The following is a 25297-nucleotide window of genomic DNA, read 5'->3' on the forward strand; positions in this document are numbered from 1 at the left end:
GAGTGTGATCTATGCAGGGCCCGCGTTGCGACGTTCGTAGGTGACGAAGGCAAACGGCAGGCCGGATTCCGATACGCGGGCATCACGACTGACTTCCTGCCACTCCGCCCGGTCGAACGCCGGGAAGAACGCATCGCCAGCATAGTCGCGGTCGATTTCGGTCAGGATCAGCCGGTCGGCCAGCGGTAGGGCCTGACGATAGATTTCGGCGCCGCCGATCACGCAGGCGATCTCGGCGTTGCCGGCAGCAGCGACGGCCTTCGGCAGGCTGCCGACCACCGCGCCGCCCTCCGCGTGGAAATCCGGGTTGCGGCTGACCACGATGTTGAGGCGCCCGGGCAGTGGCCGGAAGGCGTCGGGCAGGGATTCCCAGGTCTTGCGGCCCATGATCACCGGTTTGCCGCGGGTGGTTTCGCGGAAGAACTTCATGTCTTCCGGCAGGTGCCAGGGCAGCTTGTTGTCGATGCCGATGACGCCACTGCGGGCGCAGGCGGCGACCAGGGCCAGAATGGGCTTGCTCATACCGCCACCGGCGCAGAGATGTGCGGGTGCGGGTCGTAGCCTTCGAGGGTGAAGTCGTCGATGCTGAAGGCGAACAGATCCTTTACCGCCGGGTTGATGCGCATCGTCGGCAGGGGACGCAGTTCGCGGGACAGTTGCAGCTGCGTCTGTTCCAGGTGGTTGGCGTAGAGGTGGCAGTCGCCGCCGGTCCACACGAAGTCGCCCGGCTCGTAGCCGCACACCTGCGCCACCATCATCGTCAGCAGGGCATACGAGGCGATGTTGAAGGGCACGCCGAGGAAGATGTCGGCACTGCGCTGGTAAAGCTGGCACGACAGCTTGCCGCCGGCCACATAGAACTGGAACAGGGCGTGGCAGGGCGGCAGGGCCATGCGGTCTACCTCGGCCGGGTTCCATGCCGAGATGATGTGGCGGCGCGAGTCCGGATTCTTCTTGAGGGCGTCGATGAGCAGGGCCATCTGGTCGATGCTGCGTCCGTCCGGGCTTTCCCAGCGGCGCCATTGCTTGCCGTACACGGGGCCGAGTTCGCCGTTTTCGTCGGCCCACTCGTTCCAGATCGAAACGCCGTTGTCTTTGAGGTACTTGATGTTGGTGTCGCCACGCAGGAACCACAGCAGCTCGTGGATGATCGAGCGGGTGTGGAGCTTTTTGGTGGTGAGCAGCGGAAAGCCTTCGGCGAGATCGAAGCGCATCTGCCAGCCGAAGACCGAGAGGGTGCCGGTGCCGGTGCGGTCGTCCTTGCGGTGGCCGCGTTCCGCCACGTGGCGCATGAGTTCGAGGTACTGGCGCATGGCTGATAAAAAAGCAAAAAACAGGAGCGTGAGTTTACCTGATGGAGGTTTGCCCGGAAGGCGTGATTTCCACACCTTGAGGGGGTGTGCGCCGACGGCCTACTGAGGGGTGCCCGTTGTGGGCTTTCATGGTGAAAAGCCCTTTGTGCTAAGATTGTCTTTCGTTAGAAATTGTTTCAATGCGCTCGTCCCGGGAGGCGAAAAAGGATTTATGGGGGTTGGTACGCAGGTTCACAATCCGCATCCGCTCCTGCAGCCCCAGACGTTGAGGCTGGCGCTGACCGAAATCGCCACAAATGCCGCGCCAACAGCCATTGTCGAGCTGATCCGCTGGCTTGACTCCTTCCAGTACGAAGCGGAACTGGATGTTTCCGAGCTGGCCCGGCTGGTCGTCGCCCTCGATGAAGCCGCCCAGCCGCAGCTTCGGCAGGCCGCCGGCCTGTATCTTTCCAATGTGTTCGGATCCCGCAGCGTGCGCTACAAGGCGCTCGGACGGGATTTTTATGCCAGTCTCGGGCGTGCCTACGATCTCGTGCTGTCGGCACTGGCCAGCGATTTTTCCATCGCGCCGGGTGATCCGCTGCGCACTGAAATCCTGTTGCGCACGGTGCGCTCCGCCGCTGGCGAGATGAAATGGGCGGCTTTCGATTACCAGGATCTCGCGCCCGATGTGTGGCAGCGCGCGGGTGTGGCCTACCGTACCGCCCATGCCAGCGGCGCTCTGAATGCCCCGGTGAGCGTGCGTGAGGGGCGGGAAACCTTCTCGACGATCAACCGCGAATTCGTGCGTCTGGTCGCCATGCACTGCGCCAGCCTGGACCAGTTGCCGCCGGATCGCATCGAAGCCGCCGACAAGCTCGTGCGTGTTTTGCAGCACTCCCTCCAGCTGAGCAATCAGCCGGCCAGCGGTACGCTCTTCACGCTCGATCTGGAGAGCCTGGCACGGCCCCGACGTTGCGTCAGTCTGCCCGACGACGTGCCGCAGACGGTTCGGTTTTTCCGTCCGGCCGATGCGGTGTCGATGCTTGGCGAACTCGATGTCAGCATGGAGGGAGAGGGGCTCGATCCGTTGTTTGCCGGTCTCAGTGCCCCTTCCGTGTCGGCAGCGATTCGTCATTTGTCCCGTCAGTGGGCGGCGGTTCCGCCGATGCGTCAATGTCGGCGGCATCGGGTCGATGGTGCGCTGGCGCTGGCCACCGGGCTGGGCTTCATACGTTCCTTGGTGTCGGGTGAGGCGTTGCTCCGCCCCGCGGCCGCCTGGTCCCTGCTGGATGCCAGTCGCAACGGTTTTGGTGTCTCTTCACCGGTGATGGATCCGGATATTTGCCGGGTGGGGGCGCTGGTGGGGGCTCACGTGGGCGAGACGGGACGGTGGGTGCTGGCGCTGGTACGGCGTGTTCGCTTCAGCGAGGCCGCAGGTGCGGCCGTCGGGCTGCAGACGGTTTCCAACGATCCGGTGCCGGCGCTGTTCGACGACGGCAGCCGCAGCTGGAGCGGCCTCCTGTGCGATCCGGTGGTACGAGGGCGTAGCGTGCGGGTGGCTTGCGAACCGGGGTTCATGCGCAGTGGCGGGCAGGTCTTCGCCAAGCTGGCTGCGCGGACGGTCAAGCTCGAACCCGGCAAGGTGATGATGAGCGGGCCGGGCTACCAGATCATCGGTTGCAGCGTGGTCTAGAAAAGTCCTGCTGGGCTGAGGTCAAACCCACTTTCAAGGGCCGGGAAAATCCCGGCCCTTTTTGCATTACACCGCCGCCAGTGCCTGGTCGAGGTCGGCCAGGATGTCGTCGATGTGCTCGATACCGATGGACAGGCGGACCATGTCTTCCGACACCCCGGCCTTGGCCATTTCGGCCGGCGACAACTGGCGGTGGGTGGTGTGGACGCCGGGTGGCAGGCGAGGCTCTTGCTGTCGCCGATGTTCACCAGGCGGGTGACCAGCTTGAGGGCGTCCTGGAAGCGGCCGCCGGCCGCCTTGCCGTCGCCGTCGGTGCTCTTCACGCCAAAGTTGAGGATGCCCGATGCGCGGCCGCCCATGTACTTCTGCACCAGCGGATAGTCGGGATGGTCGGGCAGGCCGGCGTAATTCACCCACGCCACCTTGGCGTGCTCCTTCAGGAATTCGGCCACTTTCAGGGTGCTTTCGCAGATGCGGTCCATGCGCAGGGGCAGCGTCTCGACACCCTGCAGGATCAGGAAGGCGTTGAAGGGGCTGATCGCGGCACCCATGTTGCGCAGGGGTACGACGCGGGCGCGACCGATGTAGGCGGCTGGGCCGAGGGCTTCGGTGTACACCACGCCGTGGTAGGAGACGTCGGGCTCGTTGAGGCGGCGGAAGCGCTCCTTGTGCTCGGCCCACGGGAACTTGCCGCTATCGACGATGATGCCGCCGATGGAGGTGCCGTGGCCGCCGAGATACTTGGTGAGCGAATGCACCACGATGTCGGCGCCATGTTCGATGGGCCGGCACAGATAGGGCGAGGGTACGGTGTTGTCCACGATCAGCGGGATGCCGTGGGCGTGGGCGATGGCGGCCAGCGCCTCGAAATCGGTGATGTTGCCGAGTGGATTGCCGACCGATTCGCAGAAGATGGCCTTGGTGCGTGCGTCGATCAGCGGGGCGAAGGAGGCCGGGTCGCGGTAGTCGGCAAAGCGCACGGTGATGCCGATCTGCGGCAGCGTGTGGGCGAACAGGTTGTAGGTGCCGCCGTACAGCGTGGACGCCGAGACGATGTTGTCACCGGCTTCGGCGATGGTCTGGATCGAGTAGGTGATGGCCGCCATGCCGGAGGCCAGGGCGAGGCCGGCGATGCCGCCTTCCATGGCCGCCACCCGGGCTTCGAGCACCGCCTGGGTGGGGTTCATGATGCGGGTATAGATGTTGCCGGCCACCTTCAGGTCGAACAGATCGGCCCCGTGCTGGGTGTCGTCGAAGGCGTAGGAGGTGGTCTGGTAGATTGGTACGGCGACAGCCTTGGTAGTCGGATCAGGGCTGTAGCCGCCGTGGACGGCGAGGGTTTCGATTTTCATCGTGTTTTTCTCCTGGTTGAATGCGCACGGGAATCTGGCGACGGCATGGCGGACCTTGTTTTGACAGGGTTTTCCCTGTAGCCATTCCGGGAATCGCCACCTCCCCTTTATATGATTGTTTGCTGATAATACGCAAAGTACCGCGTTGCCGGCCCGGATTTTGGCGGGCATCAGCGGGACACAATAATAAGGAGGGGACAAATGGAACTCAAAGGACGCAATGCGACCTGGCTTGAACTTGCCGTTGCGCCGCTATGGCGCTTTGGGCAGACCCGGATTCGCATTCACCGCCTGAGTGGCGGCCGTGAGCACTGCCTGGGTATCCGCGTCGATGAGCGCTGGTTGTGTGCCAATGATGGTCGCCTGACGGTCTTTGGTTGCCGCGCTTCGGCTGTGCGCTTTCTCGAACTGCTGCGTATTGACCAAGTGGATGACGGTGAAGCCTCCGACCTTCTCGCCAAGTGCGGTTGCGACGACGTGCAGTGTCTGCGCATGGGGGCCCGTGGCTTGCGCAGTTGCGACGGCGGCGTAAAGGCCCGGGGCCATGATGGTGAGCAACAGAACGTCATTCTGTCGCGTCCGTCGAGGGCAGGTTTCCGTACCGACCTCTTGCGCTGATCGACAGCTGCCAGCAGGCTTTCTGCTGGATTTCCATCTTTTCCACCCTCCTGGCCGTGGCGGTAATCCGTCCGGTCCGGGTTGGTTCGTTCCTCGCGCCGCCCTGCGCATTTGTCACTGACGGTTATCGCTTCCGATGTCGGTTGTGGCCCGGTATGTCGTACCCATGCCATGATTTTGTGGGCTGTTTTGCCCTGTCCGTGGGCTTCTTCAACGATGCGGTGCAAGGTGGACTTGTCACGGTACGTTTTTCGCGCAAGAATAATACGGTATTACGCAATGGCGTGTTGTGGAGAGGCCGGAGGTGCTTGCGGTCCTGTTCTGCAAGGGCGGGGCGGGCAAGCCGGCATTCACCATGCAGCTGGCGCGTGAGGTGGACACACTGGTTGTGGAAGTAGTGAATCTGACAGGAGAAAAAGCATGAACAGCAAAACCAAATCGACGCAGCAGAAGGAAAACGAAGCCCTGACCGCGCGTTTGCCCGACCCGGTGGTCGAGGTGCCGGCATCCGTTGTCGTGGCCGAACCGCAACCAGTGGTCGAGGTGGTCGTTGCGCCGGCTGCTGAAGTGGCCGCTCCGGTGGTCGACAGCGTTGTTGCCCCGGTGGCTGCTGAGGCGGCACCCGTGGCACCGGTCAAGCCGGCTGTCGTAAAGGCGCCTCGCGCTGCGAAGCCGGCTGCTACGGCGAAGCTGGCTGTGACCCCGAAGAAGCCTGTTGTTGCCAAGGCGGCGCCGGTGGTCAAGCCCGTCGCTGCGCCGGTGGCAAAGGTCGCTGTGCCGGTCGTCGACAAGAAGGCCAAGCCTGTGAAGCTTGAAAAGCCGGCCAAGGCTGAAAAAACACCGAAGGCCGACAAGCCGGCCAAGGCTGAAAAGGTGGCCAAGCCGGTCAAACCCAGCCGCGAAAAAGTGGTCCGCGACTCCTTCTCGATGCCCAAGAGCGAGCACGCCCAGCTCAAGACCCTGCGTGAAACCCTCGCCAAGGCCGGGCGCATCTGCACCAAGTCCGAATTGCTGCGGGCCGGTGTGCAACTGCTGTTGAAGGAAAACGCCGCCAGTACCCGCGCTCTGGTCGAGCAGCTGGCCATCGTGCCGAAGGGCAAGAGCGCCAAGTAAGGCGTCAGGGGCGCCGCGTCAGGCTTCGTCGGCGACGAGGCGGACGCGGATCAGCCCGCGCAGGCCATTGCCGGCAAAGACGGCCTCCGCCTCCCGGAGGTCGTTCAGGCTTAGAGGCGCTTCCTGCGCCCGGCCTTCCCGCAGTAAACGACGTCGCAGCACGCCGTTCAGCACGCCAGCCTCCAGCGGCGGTGTCAGCAGGATTTCCCCTTTTTGCACGAAGAGGTTGGTGCGTGCCCCTTCCGTCAGTTCATTCCGTTCGTTCAGGAACCAGGCGTCGAAGTGTCCGGCCGCCATCACGCGGGCAAGCTCCCGGTCGTACAACTGGCGGGCGGTGCTTTTGTGGCGGAGAAGCACGTCGGTACTGCTCACCCGTTCGGGCGACAGCACGATTGTTGGTGCGTCCCCTGGGGCACCGCTGGCGAGCGGAGCTTGCTCCAGCGTGAAGTCGCCGCCCTGGCCGAGCGTGACGCGGACGCGCAAAGGCTCGGTGGCAACAATGCCGTCCAGCAGCCGCCGGAAGCAGCCTTCGTCGAAGGGAAAACCAAACCAGCGGGCCGAGTCGCCGAGGCGTTCGATGTGCTCGTCCAGATACGGGAAGCGTGTATCGCCCACCGGCGCGTAGCGCAGGGTTTCGATCAGGCGCAGGCCCTTGGGTAGCGCCGTGAGGAAGCGCGCCTTGAGGTGGCACTCGTCCCATTCCCCTTGCGGGCTGGAGTCGAACACGACGCCGCTGCCGACGTTGAGGCGGGTTGCACCCGTTTCGTCCACGAGCAGGGTGCGGATTGGCACGCTGAGGCGGAAATCGCCCCCGGGGCGGATCCAGCCGAGGGCGCCGCAATACACGCCGCGGGGCGTGTCCTCCAGTTCGTGGATGATCTCCATGGCGCGGATCTTCGGTGCGCCGGTGATTGAGCCGCACGGGAAGAGGGCGTGAAAGATGTCGGCCAGACCGGCATCCACCGGTTCGGCGATGACGCGGGAGGTCATCTGCCAGACAGTCGGGTAGGGCTCGACCCGGCACAGGTTCTCGACGCGCACGCCACCGGGCGGGGCGAGACGGCCCATGTCGTTACGGATCAGATCCACGATCATGACGTTCTCGGCGCGGTCTTTTTCGGAGGCGGCGAGGGCGTCGGGGTTTGTATTCCGGGGGGCGGTGCCCTTCATGGGCTGGCTGATCAGCGTTGTACCCTGGCGTTCGACAAAAAGTTCGGGTGAGCGTGACAGGATGGCGCCACCGGCATGGCCGATGAAGGCGCCGTAGCGCACCGGCTGGGCGGCGCGCAGCGCCCGGTAGAGAGCCGCAGGATTGCCGAAGGTGTGGCCGCTGAGGGGAAAGGTGAAATTGACCTGGTAGCAGTCGCCGTCGGCGATGTACTGGCGGATGCGTGCGATGTGGCCGAGGTAGTCGTGTTCGGCGAGGTCGGTCGTCAGGGCACTGGTGCCACCGACGACACTGTCGGAATGGGCGAGCAGCCAGGCCTCGCAGGCCGCCTCGTCCAGCCACTCGCCCTGCTCGAAGATCCAGCCGCTGAGCAGCGGGCCGTGAGCGGCCGGGAGCAGGGGCAGCAGGTGCGGCTCGATGGCGTAGCCAAGTTCGTAGGCGGCGGCGAGGGCGACCCAAGCACCGCCGCGGGCGGCGTCTTCGAGGCGCTGAAGACAGGCCTGCCAAGTGGCGGGATCGGTACACACGACTTCCTCGCGCAGGCCGGTGAGCAGCCAGGCGCCGGACTGGCCGGTGGCGTCGAGGTTGTTGTCGAAAAGGGCGAAGGGGAGGTTGGGTGTTTTGGCGGTCACGCGCCGGAGTTTACCTGCTCGTCAGCCCGGGGCGTAGCGGCAGGAAGGATTACTCCCTGCCTCCGGGCTGCGAAGAAGGATGGCTTTACAGCAGCGGACTGCCGGCGTGCTCGCCGCGTTCGTACACCACGTGGGCCCGGCCGACGAGGAGCGGGTCGAGGGGACCGATGTGGTCGATGTCCTTGTTGGTGTAGGGCAGCTTGTGCAGGATGTAGCGCAGCGCGTTAAGGCGTGCGCGTTTCTTGCAGTCCGACTTGATTACCGTCCACGGAGCGTCGGCGGTGTCGGTATGAAAGAACATCGCTTCCTTGGCCTTGGTGTAGTCGTCCCACTTGTCGAGGGAGGCCAGGTCGATGGGGCTCAGCTTCCACTGCTTTAGGGGGTGAGATTCGCGCTCCTTGAAGCGGCGGCGTTGCTCCTCGCGGCTGACCGAGAACCAGAACTTGATGATGTGCACGCCGCTTCTGACGAGGTGGCGTTCGAATTCCGGCGTCTGGCGCATGAATTCGAGGTATTCGTCGGGTGTGCAGAAGCCCATCACACGCTCGACGCCGGCCCGGTTGTACCAGGAGCGGTCGAACAGGGCGATTTCGCCGGCGGTGGGCAGGTGCTGCACGTAGCGCTGGAAGTACCACTGGCCGCGTTCCGTGTCGCTGGGCTTCTCGAGGGCCACCACGTGGGCGCCGCGGGGGTTCAGGTGTTCCATGAAGCGCTTGATGGTGCCGCCCTTGCCGGCGGCGTCGCGGCCTTCGAAGAGGACCACCACGCGCTGGCCGGTTTCCTTGACCCATGCCTGGAGCTTCAGCAGCTCGACCTGCAGGCGGTATTTCTGTTTCTCGTAGGCCCGGCGGGACATCAGGTTCTTGTACGGATAGCCGCCGTCACGCCAGCCATCGGCAAGCTCGTCGTCCGGGTGCGAGGGAAGCCTTTTGTAAACGGCTTCGTCTTCCTGGAGCAGGGCGTTACGCAGGATTTCGGCGTCGTCCGGCGAGGCCCCGGCCATGATGGCCTGCAGGGTTTCGGCGATGCTGTGGGTGTCGTGTTTGGCCAGGGTCGCAATGATGTCGCTGACGGCGGACAGCTTGGCGTCGCGAGCGGCTTCCACGGCTTCGTCGACGACGAAGTTCTCGATGCTGGCGGGGGTGTTTTTCGGTGCCGTATCGCCGGCGGTGGCACGCCGGGGGGCGCGGCGCGGGCTTCTGGCTGCAGCAGGCTTGGTGGAGGCGTCTTTTTTTGTGCTCATGGCCGACCTTTCTTCTTGTGCATGACGGAATTCAGGAGGCTCGTCATCGCGAAGTCCGGCGGGCGTTGGCGAGCGCAATGGTTTTGGCCTGGATGGGCCACCACCGGCCGGGTTCAACCGGCCCGGCGGGCGCAGCGCTCGGCGTAGGCCTTGCAGCGCTCGATATACTCGGTGGTGCTTTTGGGCATGGGGGTGCGGGCGCGGGTGATATAGCTCACCAGGTCGCGGCCCTGCTGGATGAGCAGGCGACCATCTTCCACCAGGTGCTGCTCTTCCGCGTTGTCCGGCATCGCATCGCTGTGGAAGTGGGCGTAGAGCCGTTCGCTGGCGGTGACGAAGCTGGTCCAGATGTCGAAGATGTCCGGATCGGTACGCAGGGTTTCGGTCTTGATCTGGGCGGCCAGGGCAAAGTCGCGGACGCGGGGCTCGATGCCCCTGAAACAGGGCAGGGGTTCGAAGCTGGCGACGATGCCGTTGGCAATCAGGTCGATGTCGCGCAGGGTCATGCCGATCTTGACGTAGCGGCTCTCGTAGAAGTCTTCGAGGGGAATCGAGAAGGCCTTGAAGGGCTCGCCCCACAACTCGTCGATGCCTTCTTCGCCGGAACGGTGCAGCACCAGGCGGCCGAGGCCGAGGGCTTCCTGCAGGCAGCGCCCGCATTCGCGCATCAGTGCGTTGTCGGACTGGATTTCGATGCCCACGCTTTGCAGTTCGACCAGCTTGGTGAAGATGTCGGCGGCGCGGTTGAAGAGGGCGCCGGCGAGCATCGCGCCCTTGACCCGGCGGCGGGTTTCGTCGGTTTCGTCCTCGTAGCTCTTGCGCGCTTCATTCAGGCGGCTGCCCGGAATGTTGAGTCCGTGCTCGACGTGGTTGAAGAGGCGACGGGTGAGGGCACCGATCAGCTTGCGCTTGGCCTGCAGGGTGTCTTCGGGGACTTTGTAGGTCTTGACCCAGTATCCCGAATAGAAGACGCGCTCGCGGCCTTCGATGAGCTGCTTGGTGCCTTCCGGAACGTTGTTGTCCATGGTCCGCTCTTGGCTGTAGGTTGGGGGGCGGCTTGGCCTGCTATTTATGTTCTGACTGCTCGAACACGAAATTTTGCACCATAAAACGCCTTTTGATGCAGCCGACCAACAATTTCACCCACCGCCAGGCCCAGGGTCACACGATTCCGTCGAGAATCTGGACAGCCACCGGGTCGCCGGCGGCCACGCTGCCCTGTGCCGGGCCCAGCACGATGAAGCAGTTGGCGTCGGTCATGGAACTGAGGATGCCCGAGCCCTGGGCGCCGGTGAGCCTGACCTTCCACTCGCCGTCTTCGACGAACAGCACGCCGCGCAGGAACTCGGTGCGCCCCGGCGCCTTGCGGATCGGCGTGATGCAGGCGGCCTGGAGCAGGGGCTGCTCGGGCAGCGGGGCGACACCGGCCAGGCGCAGCAGGGCCGGGCGGGCGAACTGGTAGAAGGTCACCATCACTGCCACCGGGTTGCCGGGTAGGCCAAACAGCCAGGCGCCGTTGTCGTCCTTGCCGATGCGCCCGAAGGCCATCGGGCGGCCCGGCTTCATGGCGATCTTCCAGAACAGCACTTCGCCGAGTTTGCTCATCATGGCGCGGGTGAAGTCGGCCTCGCCCACCGACACGCCGCCGCTGGTGATGACCGCGTCGGCAATCGATGCCGCCTCGCGGAAGGTGGTTTCGAGGCTCGCCGGGTCGTCCCGCACCACGCCGATGTCGATCACGTCGAAGCCCAGGCGGGTGAGCATGCCGAACAGGGTGTAGCGGTTGCTGTCGTAGATCTGGCCTTCGCGGGCGGGGGTGCCGATGGAGATCACCTCGTCGCCGGTCGAGAAGATGGCGACCCGCAGACGCCGGCGCACCCCGACTTCGCCGATGCCCAGGGAGGCGATCAGGCCCAGTTCGGCGGGGCGGATCAGGCGTCCGGCGGCGAGGGCCGCTACGCCGCCACGCAGGTCTTCACCGGCGCGGCGCACGTTCTGCCCCTTGCGCTGGCCGGCGGGAACCGTGACCTGTTCGTCGGTGGCATGCACGACTTCCTGCATCACCACCGTATCGACGCCGGGCGGCAGCTTGGCACCGGTCATGATGCGCACGGCCTGGCCGGGGCCGACCGGGCCGTCGAAGGGGTGCCCGGCGAAGGAAGTGCCGATGACGCTCAGGTTGGTTTCGCTGTCGCCTGCGAGATCGTCACCGCGCAGGCCGTAGCCGTCCATCGCCGAGTTGTCGTGGGCCGGGACGTCGATGGGCGAGATGACGGGCTCGGCGAGGATGCGGCCGAGGGCATCGCGCAGCGGGATGTGTTCGATGCCGGTGATCGGCGTGAGGGTGTCGAGGATCAACTGGCGGCCCAGGTCTACCGCCAGGGCGTTGGGGTCGTAGTCGTCGTGGCAGCTGAACTGGCTGGCGAGGGATGTCACCGGGGTGTCTCCAGGATTGGGGGGCGGCTGAAGGCGTGTCAGCCGCCGATGTAGGACATCTCGATCTTGCGCAGGGAGGCGGTTTCGGCGCTGCGGATTTCCGAGTAGCGGTCGCTGCGCCCGCTCCAGATCTGGCCGATGACGGCCGACAGTTCGGCGTCGCTGCGTTGATCGCGCATCAGGGCGCGCAGGTCGTGGCCACTCTGGGCGAACAGGCAGGTGTACAGCCGACCCTCGGTGGACAGGCGGGCGCGGGTGCAGGTGGAGCAGAAGGCCTGGGTCACCGAGGAGATCACGCCGATCTCGCCGCCGCCGTCGGCGTAGCGCCAGCGCTCGGCGACCTCGCCGGTGTAGTTGGGGTCGATCTGTTCGAGCGGGAAGGCGGCGTGGATGCGTTGCACGACTTCGGCCGAGGGCACCACGTCATCCATGCGCCAGCCGTTGGAGCTGCCCACGTCCATGAACTCGATGAAGCGCAGGATGTGCCCGCTGCCGCGGAAACGCCGCGCCATGGGCAGGATTTCCTGATCGTTGAGGCCGCGCTTGACGACCATGTTGATCTTGATCGGGCCGAGCCCGGCGGCTTCGGCGGCCTCGATGCCCTTCAGCACATCGGAAACCGGCACATCCATGTCGTTCATGGCCCGGAAGACCGCGTCGTCGAGGGAGTCGAGGCTGACGGTGACCCGCTTGAGGCCGGCCGCCTTGAGGGCCGCGGCCTTCTTGGGCAGCAGCACACCGTTGGTGGTGAGGGTCACCTCCATGTCGGGAATCTCCACCAGCTGGGCGATGAGTTCCTCCAGGTTCCGGCGCAGTAGCGGTTCGCCTCCGGTGAGGCGGATCTTGGTGACGCCATGGGCCGCAAAAAGGCGGGCGAGGCGGGTGATTTCCTCGAAGGACAGCAGGGATTCCCGCGGCAGGAAGGCGTAGTCCTTGTCGAACACCGCCTTCGGCATGCAATACACGCAGCGGAAGTTGCAGCGGTCGGTCACCGAGATGCGCAGATCCTTGATCGGGCGGCCGCGGCTGTCGAGGAGCTGGCCGGTGGGGGCAGGAAGCTCGGCGGGGATCGCCGGCAGTTGCCGGAGCTGACGCTCGTCGGCGAGGGGAATCACTCTCTGGGTCATCGTCTCGTGGTGCTGTGCGGCAGAGGTGCTCTTATAAGGCCTCCGCCTGCATCGGCGCCTTGTTCTGGGGCAAGGCGCGAAAGCGCCCCGCCTGAAAATTATGGGGCGCCGGGCGGCGAAGGGCAACCCGGATGGCAGAAGGGGCAAGCCAGACATCGCTGCCGGACCGCTCGCGCCCCCTGGGGAGGCGGCGTCGGGTGAACATTCATCGACGCCGGCTCCCTGCTCCCCGCGGTCGCCTCATTTTCAGGCGACAGGGGGGGCGCGGCAGTCTCGATCGACTTGTTTTGAGGCGACGCTGACTAAAAGTGAGGCGACGGCGATGACGCGCTCGCCAATATCGCCTCAAAATGGGTCAGCGCCGCCGTTTTTTGAGGCGAGGGTGACCGGGGATTCGTCGACGTCGGGGGGGAGTCAGGCGCGGCCAGCGGCAGCCCGTGCTGGCCGCGGACCAGACAAAGCAAAAAGCCAACCCCGAAGGATTGGCTTTTTGCTTTGTCTTGGCTCCTCGACCTGGGCTCGAACCAGGGACCTACGGATTAACAGTCCGGCGCTCTACCGACTGAGCTATCGAGGATCTGACGGGTTTGGTCATATGCATTCACTGAATGGAATGCACATCACCGCAAATTTTTCTGGCTCCTCGACCTGGGCTCGAACCAGGGACCTACGGATTAACAGTCCGGCGCTCTACCGACTGAGCTATCGAGGAACAGAGGCGCGCATTTTAGTTGCGATGACGGGGTACGTCAAGACTATTTGCGCGCTTTCGTCCCCGGCGGTGAAGCCGGGGACGGGGGGCGAGGCTTAGGCCTTGATGACGGCGGCGATGGCGTCAGCCACGTAATCGACGTTCTTGGTGTTCAGCGCAGCCAGGCAGATGCGGCCGGTGCCGACGGCGTAGATGCCGAACTCGGCGCGCATGCGTTCAACCTGGGCGGCGGTGAGGCCGGTGTAGGAGAACATGCCGCGCTGCTTGATCACGAAGGAGAAGTCCTGGTCGACCTTGCGGGCGGCCAGTTGTTCGACCAGACCGGTACGCATGGCGCGGATGCGGTCACGCATGCCGGCCAGTTCGGTTTCCCATTCCTGGCGCAGGGCCGGGGTGGACAGCACGGCAGCCACGATCGCGCCGCCATGGATCGGCGGGTTGGAGTAGTTGGTGCGGATCACACGCTTGAGCTGCGACAGCACGCGGGTGGTCTCGTCCTGGCTCTGGGTGACGATGGACAGGGCGCCGACGCGTTCGCCGTAGAGCGAGAAGCTCTTGGAGAAGGAGCTGGACACGAAGAAGGACTGGCCGGAGGCGGAGAACAGGTTCACCGCGACGGCGTCCGGCTCGATGCCGTCGGCAAAGCCCTGGTAGGCCATGTCGAGGAAGGGAATCAGGCCGCGGGCCGCACAGGCCTTGACCACTTCGGCCCACTGGGCTTCGGTGAGGTCGGCGCCGGTGGGGTTGTGGCAGCAGGCGTGCAGCACGATGATCGAGCCGGCCGGCAGGCTGTTGAGCTTGGCGAGCATCGCCTCGGCGTTGGCGCCGCGAGTTTCCGGGTTGTAATACGGGTAAGTGTCGACCGGGAAGCCGGCGGCTTCGAAAATCGCGCGGTGGTTTTCCCAGCTCGGGTCGGAGATGTAGACGGTGGCACCGGGTACGACGCGCTTGAGCAGGTCGCCACCGATGCGCAGCGCGCCGGTGCCGCCGAGGGCCTGGGCGGTCACGACGCGGCCTTCGGTGATGATCGGGCTGGTGGCGCCGAAGAGCAGGTTCTGCACGGCGCTGTTGTAGGCAACCGGGCCTTCGATGGGCTGGTAGCCGCGGGGCGGGGCCGCTTCGAGGCGGGTTTTTTCGGCGGAGCGAACGGCGCCCAGCAGGGGGATCTTGCCGTTGTCGTCGAAATAAACGCCAACACCGAGGTTGACCTTGGTGCTGCGGGTATCCGCGTTGAAGGCTTCGTTCAGGCCAAGAATCGGATCGCGGGGGGCCAGTTCCACCGCAGCAAAGATCGAAGAACTCATGGGGTCTCCAAAGGACAAAAGGTGCGAGGCGCTTTGTGCCGGTCGCTGGGTGATAATACGGGGTTGCCCGCGATGTTTGCCGGGCGCCGCCGATTGACTTAATCCAATATTTTATCATGGCCGATCAATCCGATAGCGGACACGTAGTGGTCTTCGAGGGGAGCCCCTTCCGGCTCCACCAGCCTTTTCAGCCCGGGGGCGACCAGCCCGAGGCAATTCGCAAGCTTGTCGAGGGTATCGACGACGGCTTGATGTTCCAGACCCTGCTGGGGGTGACGGGCTCGGGCAAGACCTACACGATGGCCAACGTCATCGCCCGTTGCGGTCGTCCGGCGCTGGTGCTGGCTCACAACAAGACGCTGGCGGCGCAGCTGTATTCGGAGTTTCGCGAGTTCTTCCCCGAGAATGCGGTGGAGTATTTCGTCAGCTACTACGATTACTACCAGCCCGAGGCCTACGTGCCGTCCCGCGACCTGTTCATCGAGAAGGACTCGGCGATCAACGAGCACATCGAGCAGATGCGCCTGTCGGCCACCAAGAGCCTGATGGAGCGGCGCGATGTGGTGATCGTGGCGTCGGTGTCGTGCATCTACGGTATCGGCGATCCGCAGGCTTATCACAGCATGGTGCTGCACCTGCGGGAGGGTGAGAAGATCGTCCACCGCGATCTGGTCCAGCGTCTGGTGGCGATGCAGTACGACCGGGCGGACGTGGACTTCAAGCGCGGCACCTTCCGGGTGCGTGGCGATGTGATCGACATCTTTCCAGCCGAAAGCGCCGAGCACGCGCTGCGCGTGGAGATGTTCGACGACGAGATCGAGCACCTGACCCTGTTCGATCCGTTGACCGGCCACCTCAAGCAGAAGATCGTGCGCTTCACGGTCTATCCGTCGAGCCATTACGTGACGCCGCGGGCCACCGTGCTGAGCGCCCTTGAGGCGATCAAGGACGAGCTGCGCCTGCGCATCGAGACCTTCCAGAAGGCCGGCAAGCTGGTCGAGGCCCAGCGCATCGAGCAGCGCACCCGCTTCGACCTGGAAATGCTCAACGAACTGGGCTTCTGCAAGGGCATCGAGAACTACTCGCGCCACATGTCCGGGCGCAACCCCGGCGATGCGCCGCCGACCCTGATCGACTACCTGCCGAAGGACGGCCTGATGTTCATCGACGAATCCCACGTGTCCATCGGGCAGGTGGGGGCGATGTACAAGGGTGACCGGGCACGCAAGGAGAACCTGGTCGAGTATGGCTTCCGTCTGCCTTCGGCGATGGACAACCGGCCGCTGAAGTTCGAGGAGTTCGAGCGCCTGCTGCCGCAGACGGTGTTCGTGTCGGCGACCCCGGCGGCCTACGAGAAGGAGCATCAGGGCCAGGTGGTGGAGCAGGTGGTGCGCCCGACCGGCCTGGTGGACCCGATCATCCTCGTGCGGCCGGCGGTCAATCAGGTGGACGATCTGCTGGGCGAGATCAAGAAGCGCCTGACGGTGAATGAGCGCATTCTCGTTACCGTGCTGACCAAGCGCCTGGCCGAGGATCTCACCGATTACCTGGCCGAGAACGGCATCCGCGTGCGCTACCTGCACTCGGACATCGACACCGTGGAGCGGGTCGAGATCATTCGCGATCTGCGGCTGGGCGAGTTTGACGTGCTGGTGGGGATCAACCTGCTGCGGGAGGGCCTGGATATTCCCGAGGTGTCGCTGGTCGCCATTCTTGATGCCGACAAGGAAGGCTTCCTGCGCTCCGAGCGCTCGTTGATCCAGACCATCGGCCGGGCTGCCCGGCACCTCCACGGCACGGCCATTCTTTACGCCGACCGGATCACCGCTTCGATGAATGCGGCAATGGGCGAAACGGAGCGTCGCCGCGTCAAGCAGCTGGCTTTCAACGAGGCAAACGGGATTACGCCCAAGTCCGTGACAAAGCGCATCAAGGACATCATCGACGGTGTTTATGATGCGTCTTCCGGCAATGCCGCCGTTTCCACCGATGAAGCCCGTGCCGACTACCTGGCCATGGATGAGAAAGCGCTGGCAAAGACCATCCGTCAGCTCGAGAAGGAGATGCTCGAACATGCCCGCAATCTGGATTTCGAAAAGGCCGCCGCTGCGCGGGACCGGCTTTTCCGCTTGCGGCAGCAGGTGTTCGGGGCTGACGGGCACGATGTATCTGCCTAAACCGACGCCTCCGGCTGAGAGATTCTGAACAAATTGGTCCTTGCTCTTGTACGTTCCGCCCGCCGCCTGCTTAAATTGCCGGCAGGAGGGACACCCATAATGAAAATACTGTTTGTGTGTACCGGCAATATTTGCCGATCACCGACTGCAGAAGGCGTGGCACGGCGTTGGTTCGCAGTATCGGGGCTGGAAGGGGTTGTACGCGTCGATTCGGCCGGAACCCAGGGCTTTCACTGCGGGGAAGCGCCCGATCCGCGCTCCCAGACCGCCGCGCTGCGTCGGGGCTACGACCTTTCCCGCCTGCGGGCACGAAAGGTCGAGCCGAAGGATTTTGCCGAGTTCGACCTGCTCCTGGCCATGGACCGGGAGCATTTTGAATACCTGCAGGACCGCGCCCCGGAGGGCTGCAAGCACAAGGTGCGCATGTTCATGAGTTATGCGCAGACTTCCCGCCGGGACGATGTGCCCGATCCGTACTACGGCGGCGCCAATGGCTTTGATGCGGTCCTCGACCTGTGCGAGGACGCGGTGCAGGGGCTGGTCGAGGCGATCATGCCGGAGGTGAACCGAAGGCGGCAGTCGGTGAGTTGATAAAAAAGGCCAGCCCCGTGGGGCTGGCCTTTTTACTTGGGCACCGGGTGTTTACTTCGGGCCGGTTTCGACTTGGACCAGGGGCTCATCGACCACCGTTGCTGCGGCACGGCGGCGACGCCGGACCGGTTGCGCCGGTTCGGTCGGCGCTTCGGCCTGGAAGGCCTGAACGGCTTCCGAGCGGGTCTCGATCAAGACCAGGCCGCTGGCTTCCAGCGTGGCGGACAGGTCGACCACTTCGCTGACCGGCGTCACGACGACAGGTGCCTCGACAACCGTTGCCACGACGGGCTCGACGATCGGTGCTTCCACCTGTACGGCCGGAGCACTTTCGACGATGGGCGCCGCCACGACAGCTTCAACGACAGGAGCCGTTTCGACTACAGCGGCCTCGATCTGGACAGGGGCCTCTGCGACGACCTCAGCCACGACTTCGACAAGCTGCTCCGGCGCTGCTTCGACCGCTGCGGCGGCCACCGCGACGGGCTGACGGGCGGCTTCGACGGTTTGTTCGATCAGGTCGGGCTTGGCGGACTCTTCCACGACCACCGCCACGACGGTGGGGGCGGCTTCGACGATCACCGGCTGTGCTGCTTCCACCGGAGCGACTGCGATCACTTCAGGGGCTTCAACTGCGACAGCGGCTTCGACGATCACCGGTGCCGGGCTGGCCTCGGCGACCGGTGCAAGCGTCAGCGGGGCGGCTTCGGCTTGAACGGCTTCGACGCTGGCTTGAGCCTGCTCGCCGATTTCCAGTTCGCCTTGCGCTGCGACATCCGTCGTGCCGGCTTCCTCGTTGCGACGACCGCCACGGCGACCGCGACGGCTGCGACGGCTGCGTTCGGCATTGGCTTCACCTTCCGCGGTTGCGGCTGCGGCAGCCGTGTCGAGGCTGGCGACGGCAGCGACAGTGGCCACTGCCGTTACCTGCTCGGCGCTGGCGACAACGCCTTCGGCTTCGGCGGGCTTCGGTGCCTGGCGGTTACGGCCACGCTCGCCGCGTTCGGTGCGTTCGGCGCGCTCACCGGTCCGGGCTTCCCGTTCGGGGCGCTCACCGCGCTCCTGACGTTCGCCACGCTGGCGCTGGGGCTTTTCGCGTTCGACCACCGGCGTTTCAGCACTTGTGCGGGCGTTGTCGCGCGCTTCGCGACCTTCACGGTTTTCCCGGTTGTTCTCGGGCCGTTCGGTACGCTCGCCGCTGCGTTCCTCCTTCTGGCCATCACGACGGCCACGGCCATCGCGACCGTCACGACGACCGCCGCGTTCGTTGCGCGGACGGGACTCGCGACGCGGGGCTTCGGGCTGGACGACCACCGGTGCGGGCTCGGGCTGCTTTTCGCCACGGAAGAAGGCGAAGATGCGGGCGAGCAGGCCGGGCTGGCTTTCCGGGACGACTGCGGCGACCGGAGCGGCCTTCGGTTCGACGATCGGTGCCGGCTGGTCCGGGGTGATGCCCTTGACGGCAGCTTCCTGGCGGGCCGGGCGGTCGGTGTTGGCCGATGGCGGCGTGTAGTCTTCGTCGACCGGCTTGGTGGCCATCCGGTAGCTGGGGATGGCGCCTTCTTCCAGGTTGATCTGGTCGTGGCGCAGGCGGACGATTTCGTGGTGCGGCGTTTCGAGGTGACGATTGGGGATCAGCACCAGGATGACCTTGTGACGCTGTTCGATCTTGGCGATGTCGTCGCGCTTTTCGTTGAGCAGGAAAGTGGCCACATCGACCGGAACCTGGCAGTGCAGGGCGCCGGTGTTGTCCTTCATGGCTTCCTCTTCGAGGATGCGCAGGATGTGCAGGGCCGAGGATTCGGTGCTGCGGATGTGACCGGTGCCGTTACAGCGCGGGCAGGGGATGTAGCTGGTCTCGGCGAGGGCCGGACGCAGGCGCTGACGGGACAGTTCGAGCAGGCCGAAACGGCTGATCTTGCCGGTCTGGACGCGGGCCCGGTCGTAGCGCAGAGCATCGCGCAGGCGGTTTTCGACTTCGCGCTGGTTCTTTTGCGACTCCATGTCGATGAAGTCGATGACGATCAGGCCGCCGAGATCTCGCAGGCGCAGCTGGCGGGCCACTTCATCGGCGGCTTCGCAGTTGGTCTTGAAGGCGGTTTCTTCGATGTCGGCACCGCGGGTGGCACGACCGGAGTTCACGTCCACCGAAACCAGGGCTTCGGTGTGGTCGATCACGATGGCGCCGCCGGAGGGCAGGGTCACCTGACGCGAGTAGGCCGATTCGATCTGGTGTTCGATCTGGAAGCGCGAGAACAGCGGCACGTCATCGTGGTAGCGCTTCACGCGGTTCACGTTCTGCGGCATCACGTGCGCCATGAACTGGCGAGCCTGTTCGTACACGTCGTCGGTGTCGATCAGGATTTCGCCGATGTCGGGCTGGAAGTAGTCACGGATGGCGCGAATGACCAGGCTGCCTTCCTGGTAAATCAGGAAGGCGCCGGTTTGCGAGCCGGCAGCACCGTCGATGGCGGTCCATAGTTGCAGCAGGTAGTTCAGGTCCCATTGCAGCTCTTCGGCGTTGCGGCCGATGGCGGCAGTACGGGCGATCAGGCTCATCCCGCCGGGGACTTCGAGCTGGTCCATGACGTCACGCAGTTCGGCACGCTCGTCACCCTCGACGCGGCGCGATACGCCACCACCACGGGGGTTGTTGGGCATCAGCACCAGGTAGCGGCCGGCCAGGGACACGAAAGTGGTGAGGGCGGCCCCCTTGTTGCCGCGCTCGTCCTTCTCGACCTGGACGATCAGCTCCTGGCCTTCCTTCAGTGCTTCCTTGATGGACGCACGGCTGTCTACGCCAGGCTGGAAGTAAGAGCGGGAAATTTCCTTGAACGGCAGGAAGCCGTGGCGCTCGGCGCCGTAGTCGACAAAAGCGGCTTCGAGACTGGGCTCGATGCGCGTGATGACGGCTTTGTAGATGTTGCTTTTACGTTGTTCCTTGGCGGCCGATTCAATGTCGAGGTCAATCAGTTTTTGACCGTCAACAATGGCAACGCGGAGTTCCTCGGCCTGCGTTGCGTTGAAGAGCATGCGCTTCATTCGTCTTCTTCTCCCGCGCAGCACACGGGCAGGACGAACCGCGACACCGCTTTAACTGCGGTGACTTAGTTTGGCGTTATCGCGACTATCCTTCATCGAGGGGAATCAAACTAAATGTGGGCGGCGGGGTTCGTCTATGCACCCTGAATCGCGATTTCCGCTGAGAGGCTGGTGATGAATCTACTGCACGACTGGTCTCGCGATTCCGGTGCTGCTTGTACTCTGAGTACAGCAGCGTTCCTCATCGCGACCTCGGGCTTGCTTGCTACGATTCCTTCACCGCCCCTGCATTCAGGGCCGTCAATCTGCGTGTGCGCTGGCGCGCAATAGATACAAGTTTATGTCGAATACAGTACCATCGCCCTCTTTTTGGTCTGGCGACGGACCTTCCTGTGGTGTTTCGGGAGCGGTGAAGACGCTGGAAAAGCCAGCGTTGAGTCGCTCTGGGGCGGGCGAGGGCCAGTGTTGAATCTCTGAACAACACACTTGCAGGCGAGCGCCACGCATCAGGACCGAAAAAACCGCTAATCAGTATATTTGAAAAAGATGGCCTTGAGTAAAGCTCCCGCAGTAAGCCACGTTCGCGTGGATGAAGGCAGCGCCGGACAGCGCATCGACAACTTCCTCGTCCGGGAATGCAAGGGGGTGCCGAAGAGTCATATCTATCGCATCCTGCGCAGCGGCGAGGTCCGGGTGAATAGCCGCCGGGTCGATCAGACCTATCGCCTGCAACTGGGCGACGAGTTGCGCATTCCGCCGATTCGCGTGGCCGAGAAGGAGGCCGGGCCGGCCATTCCGGTCGGCAAGCCCTTCGATATCCTCTTCGAGGACGAGGCGCTGCTGGTGCTCGACAAGCCGGCCGGGCTGGCCGTGCATGGCGGCAGCGGCGTCAGCTTCGGGCTCATCGAGCAGCTCCGTCGGCAGCGGCCGGAGGCCAAGTTTCTCGAGCTGGTCCATCGTCTCGACCGGGAGACCTCGGGCCTGCTGATCGTCGCCAAGAAGCGCAGCGCGCTGACCGTGCTCCACGACATGATGCGCGAGGGCAAGGTGCAGAAGCGCTATCTGACCCTCGTGGCGGGGCGCTGGCTGAATCCGTTGCAGCACATCAAGCTGCCGCTGTTCAAGTATTTGACCGAGGGCGGGGAGCGGCGGGTGTGCGTCAACCCGGAAGGCAAGCCGTCCCACAGCATCGTGCGTCTGCTCAAGCGCTGGCAGGCCTATAGTCTGGTCGAGGTGGAGCTGAAGACCGGCCGCACGCACCAGATCCGCGTGCATTTGAGCCACTCGGGCTTTCCCCTGTGCGGCGACGACAAGTACGGGGATTTCGCCCTCAACAAGCGGCTCGAAAAGGAAGGGCTCAAGCGCATGTTCCTGCATGCCGCGAAGCTGAGCTTTCATCATCCGCTCACCGACCAGTTGATTGAACTCTCCGCGTCCCTGCCGGCCGAACTGGAAGAGTTTGTCGTGGCGGTGGAGCAGGCCGGACAGAGGGAATATGGCTAAACGTTTTGAACTGATCGTTTTCGACTGGGATGGCACGCTGATGGATTCGGCGGCGGCCATCGTGCATGCCATTCAGGCGGCCAGTGCCGACTTGGGCTTGCCGGTTCCCGCGGATGCCCGGGCCCGGCATGTGATTGGTCTGGGCCTGGTGGATGCGTTGCGTCACGCTGTGCCCGAGTTGGTGGAGGCGGACTATCCGAAGATGGTGGAGCGTTATCGTTACCACTATCTGGCCGGTGACCACGAGCTGACCCTTTTCGATGGCACGCATGCGTTGATCGAAAGCCTGCACGGCAAGGGGCATCTGTTGGCGGTGGCGACCGGCAAGAGCCGCAAGGGGCTTGACCGGGCGCTGGGCTTTTCGGGGCTGGGGCCGTTCTTTCACGCCACCCGTTGTGCCGACGAGAGCTTCTCGAAGCCGCATCCGGCAATGTTGCATGAGTTGATGGATGAGCTGGGTGTGGCGCCTGAGGCTTGCTTGATGATCGGCGACACCACCCATGATCTGTTGATGGCGAAAAACGCGGGTGTGGCTGGCCTGGCTGTGAGTTTTGGTGCCCATCCGGCGGCGCAGTTGCTGGCCGAGGCGCCGCTTGCCTGCGTGCATGCGCCCGTCGAGTTGCGCGCCTGGCTGGAGGCCAATGCGTGATCTGCCTGTCGGAGGCTGTGCGGGAGGGGGAGGACGGCGTCCGTTTTACGGTGACGCGGGTGACCGGCGAAGAGCCGGCGTTCGTTGTTCGTTTTGGCGGCCGGGTGTACGCCTACTTCAACCGCTGTGCCCATGTGCCGATCGAGCTGGACTGGCAGCCGGGGAGGTTCTTCGATGATTCCCGCCTGTATCTGATTTGCGCTACCCACGGCGCCCTGTACGAGCCCGAGAGCGGCCGTTGTGTGGCGGGGCCGTGCCGGGGTGCGTACCTGAAGTCGATACCCGTCGTCGAGCGCGACGGGGGTGTTTTTCTGGTTGAGTGACGATGATGGATAGCAGGGAAGAAAGTTGGGCGCGCGCGGTGCTGGAGAAGCTGGCGCTGGAAACCCTTGCGGAGCAGAAGCGGCGTCGCCGCTGGGGGGTATTTTTCAAGCTGGTGTCGCTGACCTTTTTGGGGGTGATTTTCTGGTCGTTTGGTGATTTCGGCAGTGCCGAGCCTCTTGATGGCGGCAAGCACACTGCGCTGGTGAGTCTTGAAGGTGTGATCGCGCCGAAGGGTGAAGTTAGCGCCGAGCATGTCGTGGGGGCCTTGCAGGCCGCCTTCGATGACGCCGGCACCCAGGGCGTGGTGTTGCGCATCAATAGTCCGGGCGGGAGTCCGGTGCAGGCGGGGATCATCAACGACGAAATCGTGCGCCTGCGCAAGTTGCATCCGAATGTGCCGCTGTTCGCCGTGGTTGAGGATGTGTGTGCGTCCGGCGGTTATTACGTGGCTGCGGCGGCCGATCGCATTTTTGTGGACAAGGCCAGCATCGTCGGCTCGATTGGCGTGCTGATGGATGGCTTCGGCTTTACCGGCGTGATGGACAAGGTGGGGGTTGAGCGTCGCCTGCTGACGGCAGGAGAGAACAAGGGCTTTCTGGATCCTTTTTCTCCGCAGCAGCCAAAGCACCTGGAGCATGCGAAAGTGATGCTCCAGGATATTCACACCCAGTTCATCGATACCGTGCGCAAGGGGCGTGGTTCGCGCCTGAAGGAAACCCCGGACATGTTCTCCGGCCTCATGTGGACCGGCGCGAAGAGCGTCGAGCTTGGTCTGGCGGATGGCTTCGGGACGGTGGAGTCGGTGGCGCGGGATGTGATCAAGGCGGAAAGCATCCGTGACTTCACTCAGAAGCAGAATTTTGCCGAGCGTTTCGCCGCGCGTTTTGGTGCCGACATGGCTCAGAGTCTGATGAATACCTTGTCGCGCACCAGCATGCGCTGAGTCTTCAGTCCGCGAGGATCAGGAAGACCGTAGGCCGCTTCGCCAGATCCGGTGCGGCGGCCTTTTTCCATTCGGCGATGCGCCGGGTGGTGATCCATTCGCTGTCGAGGGTCAGGTCGCGGGCGACGCACAGGCGGGTTTCCGGCTTGCACGTGGTGCGCAAGGCCTCGAACATGCGGTCGTTGCGGTAGGGGGTTTCGATGAACAGCTGGGTGCGCGAGAAGCGCGATGACTCGGCTTCGAGTTCGCGAATGCGCCGGTTGCGGGCTTCTTCGTCTACCGGCAGGTAGCCGTGGAAGGCGAAGCTCTGGCCGTTGAGGCCGGAGGCCATCAGGGACAGCAGCAGCGACGACGGGCCGACCATCGGCACGACCCGGATACCCCGTTCGTGGGCGCGGCGAACCAGCAGGGCGCCGGGGTCGGCGACCGCCGGACAGCCGGCCTCGGACATCAGACCGACATCGATGCCGGCGAGAACCGGGGTGAGGAGTGTGTCAAGGTCGGCCTGTCCCGGTTTTACCGGGAGCTCGCGGATGTCCAGGTCGCGCAGGGTTTGCGGATGTTCAAAGCGCTTCAGTTCGGCGCGGGCGGTTTTGGCGTTTTCGACGACGAAGTAGCTGAGGCTACGCGCGCGGGCGCCGACTTCGGCGGGGGTGGTGAGTCCGGTGGGGGCCGGGCCGAGACTGACGGGGATGAGGTAGAGCGTGCCGGCGGTCATCGGTCAGGGTAGCGCGAGGCCTTCGTTGCGCAGCATGCGGGCGAGGGCGATCAATGGCAGGCCGACGAGGGCGTTGGGGTCGTCGCCGCGCAGCGCGTCGAGCAGGGTGATGCCGAGACCTTCGGATTTGGCGCTGCCAGCGCAGTCGAGGGGGCGTTCCTTGTCTACGTAGCGCACGATTTCTGCGTCGGACAAGGTGCGGAAGCGGACTTCCGTCGGGACGGCATCGAGTTGCACATGCCCGGTGCGGGTGTTGAGCACCGCCAGGGCAGTATGGAAGATTACGGTGCGGCCGCTCATCGACTTGAGCTGGGCAACGGCTCGTTCGGTGGTACCCGGTTTGCCGAAGCGGGCTGTGTCCATATAGGCGACCTGGTCGCTGCCGATGATCAGCGCGTCCTCAAACTGCCCGGCCACGGCATGGGCCTTTTCCACCGCCAGGCGCTCTGCGGTGGCCCACGGGGTTTCGTCGGGCAGCGGCGACTCGTCGATGTCGGGGCGCGCCACGTCGAAGGGCAGGCCGAAGCGCTGCAGGAGTTCCCGGCGATAGGCCGAGGTGGAGGCAAGGACGAGTTTCATGGGCGGCAGGCACCGGCAGGAAGAATCCGCACGGTGGGGTGAGCAGGGTTTTGACACGGGAAGCCGAAAATAATATCA

General features: G+C 64.3%; 20 protein-coding genes, 2 tRNA genes and 1 pseudogene. 9 read left to right on the forward strand and 14 right to left on the reverse strand.

Annotation, left to right across the window (positions count from 1 at the left end; all coding sequences use genetic code 11):
* Positions 1-9: 9 nt before the first annotated feature.
* Positions 10-522, reverse strand: a complete 513-nt coding sequence (locus ETQ85_RS00125) for a dihydrofolate reductase (protein ID WP_148577103.1) — start codon at positions 520-522, stop codon at positions 10-12.
* Positions 519-1313: a thymidylate synthase gene (locus ETQ85_RS00130; protein ID WP_148577104.1), complete on the reverse strand. Its 795-nt coding sequence runs from the start codon at positions 1311-1313 to the stop codon at positions 519-521. Before ETQ85_RS00130 ends, ETQ85_RS00125 begins: the two co-directional genes overlap by 4 nt.
* Positions 1314-1524: 211 nt before the next feature.
* Between ETQ85_RS00130 and ETQ85_RS00135 the strand changes: the two genes are divergently transcribed.
* Positions 1525-2988 carry a hypothetical protein gene (locus tag ETQ85_RS00135; protein WP_148577105.1) on the forward strand — a complete coding sequence of 488 codons (1464 nt, stop codon included), beginning with the start codon at positions 1525-1527 and terminating at the stop codon, positions 2986-2988.
* 66 nt (positions 2989-3054) lie between these two features.
* Here ETQ85_RS00135 and ETQ85_RS00140 read toward each other — a convergent pair.
* Positions 3055-4340, reverse strand: a pseudogene (locus ETQ85_RS00140) (O-acetylhomoserine aminocarboxypropyltransferase/cysteine synthase family protein).
* A gap of 201 nt (positions 4341-4541) precedes the next feature.
* Between ETQ85_RS00140 and ETQ85_RS00145 the strand changes: the two are divergent.
* Together ETQ85_RS00145 and ETQ85_RS26035 are read left to right on the forward strand one after the other, a co-directional pair.
* Positions 4542-4958, forward strand: coding sequence for a hypothetical protein (locus ETQ85_RS00145; protein ID WP_148577106.1), 417 nt, complete (start codon positions 4542-4544; stop codon positions 4956-4958).
* A 420-nt stretch (positions 4959-5378) separates the two neighbouring features.
* Positions 5379-6071, forward strand: a complete 693-nt coding sequence (locus ETQ85_RS26035) for a hypothetical protein (RefSeq protein WP_187394521.1) — start codon at positions 5379-5381, stop codon at positions 6069-6071.
* A gap of 18 nt (positions 6072-6089) precedes the next feature.
* Here ETQ85_RS26035 and pabB read toward each other — a convergent pair whose 3' ends face one another.
* From pabB to ETQ85_RS00195, 8 genes are all read right to left on the reverse strand, one after another.
* Positions 6090-7871 carry an aminodeoxychorismate synthase component I gene (gene pabB, locus ETQ85_RS00160; protein ID WP_148577109.1) on the reverse strand — a complete coding sequence of 594 codons (1782 nt, stop codon included), beginning with the start codon at positions 7869-7871 and terminating at the stop codon, positions 6090-6092.
* Between the two features lie 85 nt (positions 7872-7956).
* Positions 7957-9114, reverse strand: a complete 1158-nt coding sequence (ppk2, locus tag ETQ85_RS00165; protein ID WP_148577110.1) for a polyphosphate kinase 2 — start codon at positions 9112-9114, stop codon at positions 7957-7959.
* Between the two features lie 113 nt (positions 9115-9227).
* A complete protein-coding gene (locus ETQ85_RS00170) occupies positions 9228-10139 on the reverse strand; it encodes a hypothetical protein (protein ID WP_148577111.1) in 912 nt (303 codons plus the stop codon).
* 136 nt (positions 10140-10275) lie between these two features.
* Positions 10276-11550, reverse strand: coding sequence for a molybdopterin molybdotransferase MoeA (moeA, locus tag ETQ85_RS00175; RefSeq protein ID WP_148577112.1), 1275 nt, complete (start codon positions 11548-11550; stop codon positions 10276-10278).
* A 38-nt stretch (positions 11551-11588) separates the two neighbouring features.
* Complete coding sequence (gene moaA, locus ETQ85_RS00180; RefSeq protein WP_148577113.1) at positions 11589-12677, reverse strand: GTP 3',8-cyclase MoaA; 1089 nt, start codon at positions 12675-12677, stop codon at positions 11589-11591.
* 501 nt (positions 12678-13178) lie between these two features.
* Positions 13179-13254 (reverse strand) — tRNA-Asn (locus ETQ85_RS00185).
* Positions 13255-13313: 59 nt separating this feature from the next.
* Positions 13314-13389, reverse strand: a tRNA-Asn gene (locus ETQ85_RS00190).
* Positions 13390-13484: 95 nt separating this feature from the next.
* Positions 13485-14693, reverse strand: a complete 1209-nt coding sequence (locus tag ETQ85_RS00195) for an amino acid aminotransferase (protein WP_148577114.1) — start codon at positions 14691-14693, stop codon at positions 13485-13487.
* A 116-nt stretch (positions 14694-14809) separates the two neighbouring features.
* Here ETQ85_RS00195 and uvrB point away from each other — a divergent pair, with 116 nt between their 5' ends.
* The gene (uvrB, locus tag ETQ85_RS00200) at positions 14810-16870 is read left to right on the forward strand and encodes an excinuclease ABC subunit UvrB (RefSeq protein WP_148577115.1); all 2061 of its coding nucleotides are present in this window, start codon (positions 14810-14812) and stop codon (positions 16868-16870) included.
* Between the two features lie 96 nt (positions 16871-16966).
* Entirely contained in the window at positions 16967-17461 is a 495-nt protein-coding gene (locus ETQ85_RS00205) for a low molecular weight protein-tyrosine-phosphatase (RefSeq protein ID WP_148577383.1), read from the forward strand.
* A gap of 51 nt (positions 17462-17512) precedes the next feature.
* On the opposite strand, the gene ETQ85_RS00210 is transcribed toward ETQ85_RS00205, so the two are convergent.
* Positions 17513-20503, reverse strand: coding sequence for an Rne/Rng family ribonuclease (locus tag ETQ85_RS00210; protein ID WP_148577116.1), 2991 nt, complete (start codon positions 20501-20503; stop codon positions 17513-17515).
* Between the two features lie 546 nt (positions 20504-21049).
* Between ETQ85_RS00210 and ETQ85_RS00215 the strand changes: the two genes are divergently transcribed.
* The 4 genes from ETQ85_RS00215 to ETQ85_RS00230 are packed head-to-tail and all read left to right on the forward strand — an operon-like array spanning position 21050 to position 23922.
* Positions 21050-22006, forward strand: coding sequence for an RluA family pseudouridine synthase (locus ETQ85_RS00215; protein WP_148577117.1), 957 nt, complete (start codon positions 21050-21052; stop codon positions 22004-22006).
* A complete protein-coding gene (locus ETQ85_RS00220) occupies positions 21999-22655 on the forward strand; it encodes an HAD-IA family hydrolase (protein WP_148577118.1) in 657 nt (218 codons plus the stop codon). Before ETQ85_RS00215 ends, ETQ85_RS00220 begins: the two co-directional genes overlap by 8 nt.
* Positions 22652-22978: a Rieske (2Fe-2S) protein gene (locus ETQ85_RS00225; RefSeq protein WP_246128557.1), complete on the forward strand. Its 327-nt coding sequence runs from the start codon at positions 22652-22654 to the stop codon at positions 22976-22978. The genes ETQ85_RS00220 and ETQ85_RS00225 overlap by 4 nt, the downstream gene beginning before the upstream one ends.
* A gap of 2 nt (positions 22979-22980) precedes the next feature.
* Positions 22981-23922, forward strand: a complete 942-nt coding sequence (locus ETQ85_RS00230; protein WP_148577120.1) for a S49 family peptidase — start codon at positions 22981-22983, stop codon at positions 23920-23922.
* A gap of 4 nt (positions 23923-23926) precedes the next feature.
* Here ETQ85_RS00230 and ETQ85_RS00235 read toward each other — a convergent pair whose 3' ends face one another.
* Together ETQ85_RS00235 and ETQ85_RS00240 are read right to left on the reverse strand one after the other, a co-directional pair.
* The gene (locus ETQ85_RS00235) at positions 23927-24640 is read right to left on the reverse strand and encodes an SAM-dependent methyltransferase (RefSeq protein WP_148577121.1); all 714 of its coding nucleotides are present in this window, start codon (positions 24638-24640) and stop codon (positions 23927-23929) included.
* Positions 24641-24643: 3 nt separating this feature from the next.
* Positions 24644-25219, reverse strand: a complete 576-nt coding sequence (locus tag ETQ85_RS00240; RefSeq protein WP_148577122.1) for a Maf family protein — start codon at positions 25217-25219, stop codon at positions 24644-24646.
* Positions 25220-25297 lie beyond the last annotated feature (78 nt).

It is taken from the genome of Zoogloea oleivorans, from assembly GCF_008107625.1.
GTDB classification, from domain to species: Bacteria; Pseudomonadota; Gammaproteobacteria; order Burkholderiales; family Rhodocyclaceae; genus Zoogloea; species Zoogloea oleivorans.

Excerpts from the sequence above, each read along its gene's own strand:
- ETQ85_RS00125 (WP_148577103.1), bottom strand. The coding sequence starts at position 522 with ATGAGCAAGCCCATTCTGGCCCTGGTCGCCGCCTGCGCCCGCAGTGGC.
- ETQ85_RS00130 (WP_148577104.1), bottom strand. The coding sequence starts at position 1,313 with ATGCGCCAGTACCTCGAACTCATGCGCCACGTGGCGGAACGCGGCCAC.
- ETQ85_RS00135 (WP_148577105.1), top strand. The coding sequence starts at position 1,525 with ATGGGGGTTGGTACGCAGGTTCACAATCCGCATCCGCTCCTGCAGCCC.
- ETQ85_RS00145 (WP_148577106.1), top strand. The coding sequence starts at position 4,542 with ATGGAACTCAAAGGACGCAATGCGACCTGGCTTGAACTTGCCGTTGCG.
- ETQ85_RS26035 (WP_187394521.1), top strand. The coding sequence starts at position 5,379 with ATGAACAGCAAAACCAAATCGACGCAGCAGAAGGAAAACGAAGCCCTG.
- ppk2 (WP_148577110.1), bottom strand. The coding sequence starts at position 9,114 with ATGAGCACAAAAAAAGACGCCTCCACCAAGCCTGCTGCAGCCAGAAGC.
- ETQ85_RS00170 (WP_148577111.1), bottom strand. The coding sequence starts at position 10,139 with ATGGACAACAACGTTCCGGAAGGCACCAAGCAGCTCATCGAAGGCCGC.
- moaA (WP_148577113.1), bottom strand. The coding sequence starts at position 12,677 with ATGACCCAGAGAGTGATTCCCCTCGCCGACGAGCGTCAGCTCCGGCAA.
- ETQ85_RS00195 (WP_148577114.1), bottom strand. The coding sequence starts at position 14,693 with ATGAGTTCTTCGATCTTTGCTGCGGTGGAACTGGCCCCCCGCGATCCG.
- uvrB (WP_148577115.1), top strand. The coding sequence starts at position 14,810 with ATGGCCGATCAATCCGATAGCGGACACGTAGTGGTCTTCGAGGGGAGC.
- ETQ85_RS00210 (WP_148577116.1), bottom strand. The coding sequence starts at position 20,503 with ATGAAGCGCATGCTCTTCAACGCAACGCAGGCCGAGGAACTCCGCGTT.
- ETQ85_RS00215 (WP_148577117.1), top strand. The coding sequence starts at position 21,050 with ATGGCCTTGAGTAAAGCTCCCGCAGTAAGCCACGTTCGCGTGGATGAA.
- ETQ85_RS00220 (WP_148577118.1), top strand. The coding sequence starts at position 21,999 with ATGGCTAAACGTTTTGAACTGATCGTTTTCGACTGGGATGGCACGCTG.
- ETQ85_RS00230 (WP_148577120.1), top strand. The coding sequence starts at position 22,981 with ATGATGGATAGCAGGGAAGAAAGTTGGGCGCGCGCGGTGCTGGAGAAG.
- ETQ85_RS00235 (WP_148577121.1), bottom strand. The coding sequence starts at position 24,640 with ATGACCGCCGGCACGCTCTACCTCATCCCCGTCAGTCTCGGCCCGGCC.
- ETQ85_RS00240 (WP_148577122.1), bottom strand. The coding sequence starts at position 25,219 with ATGAAACTCGTCCTTGCCTCCACCTCGGCCTATCGCCGGGAACTCCTG.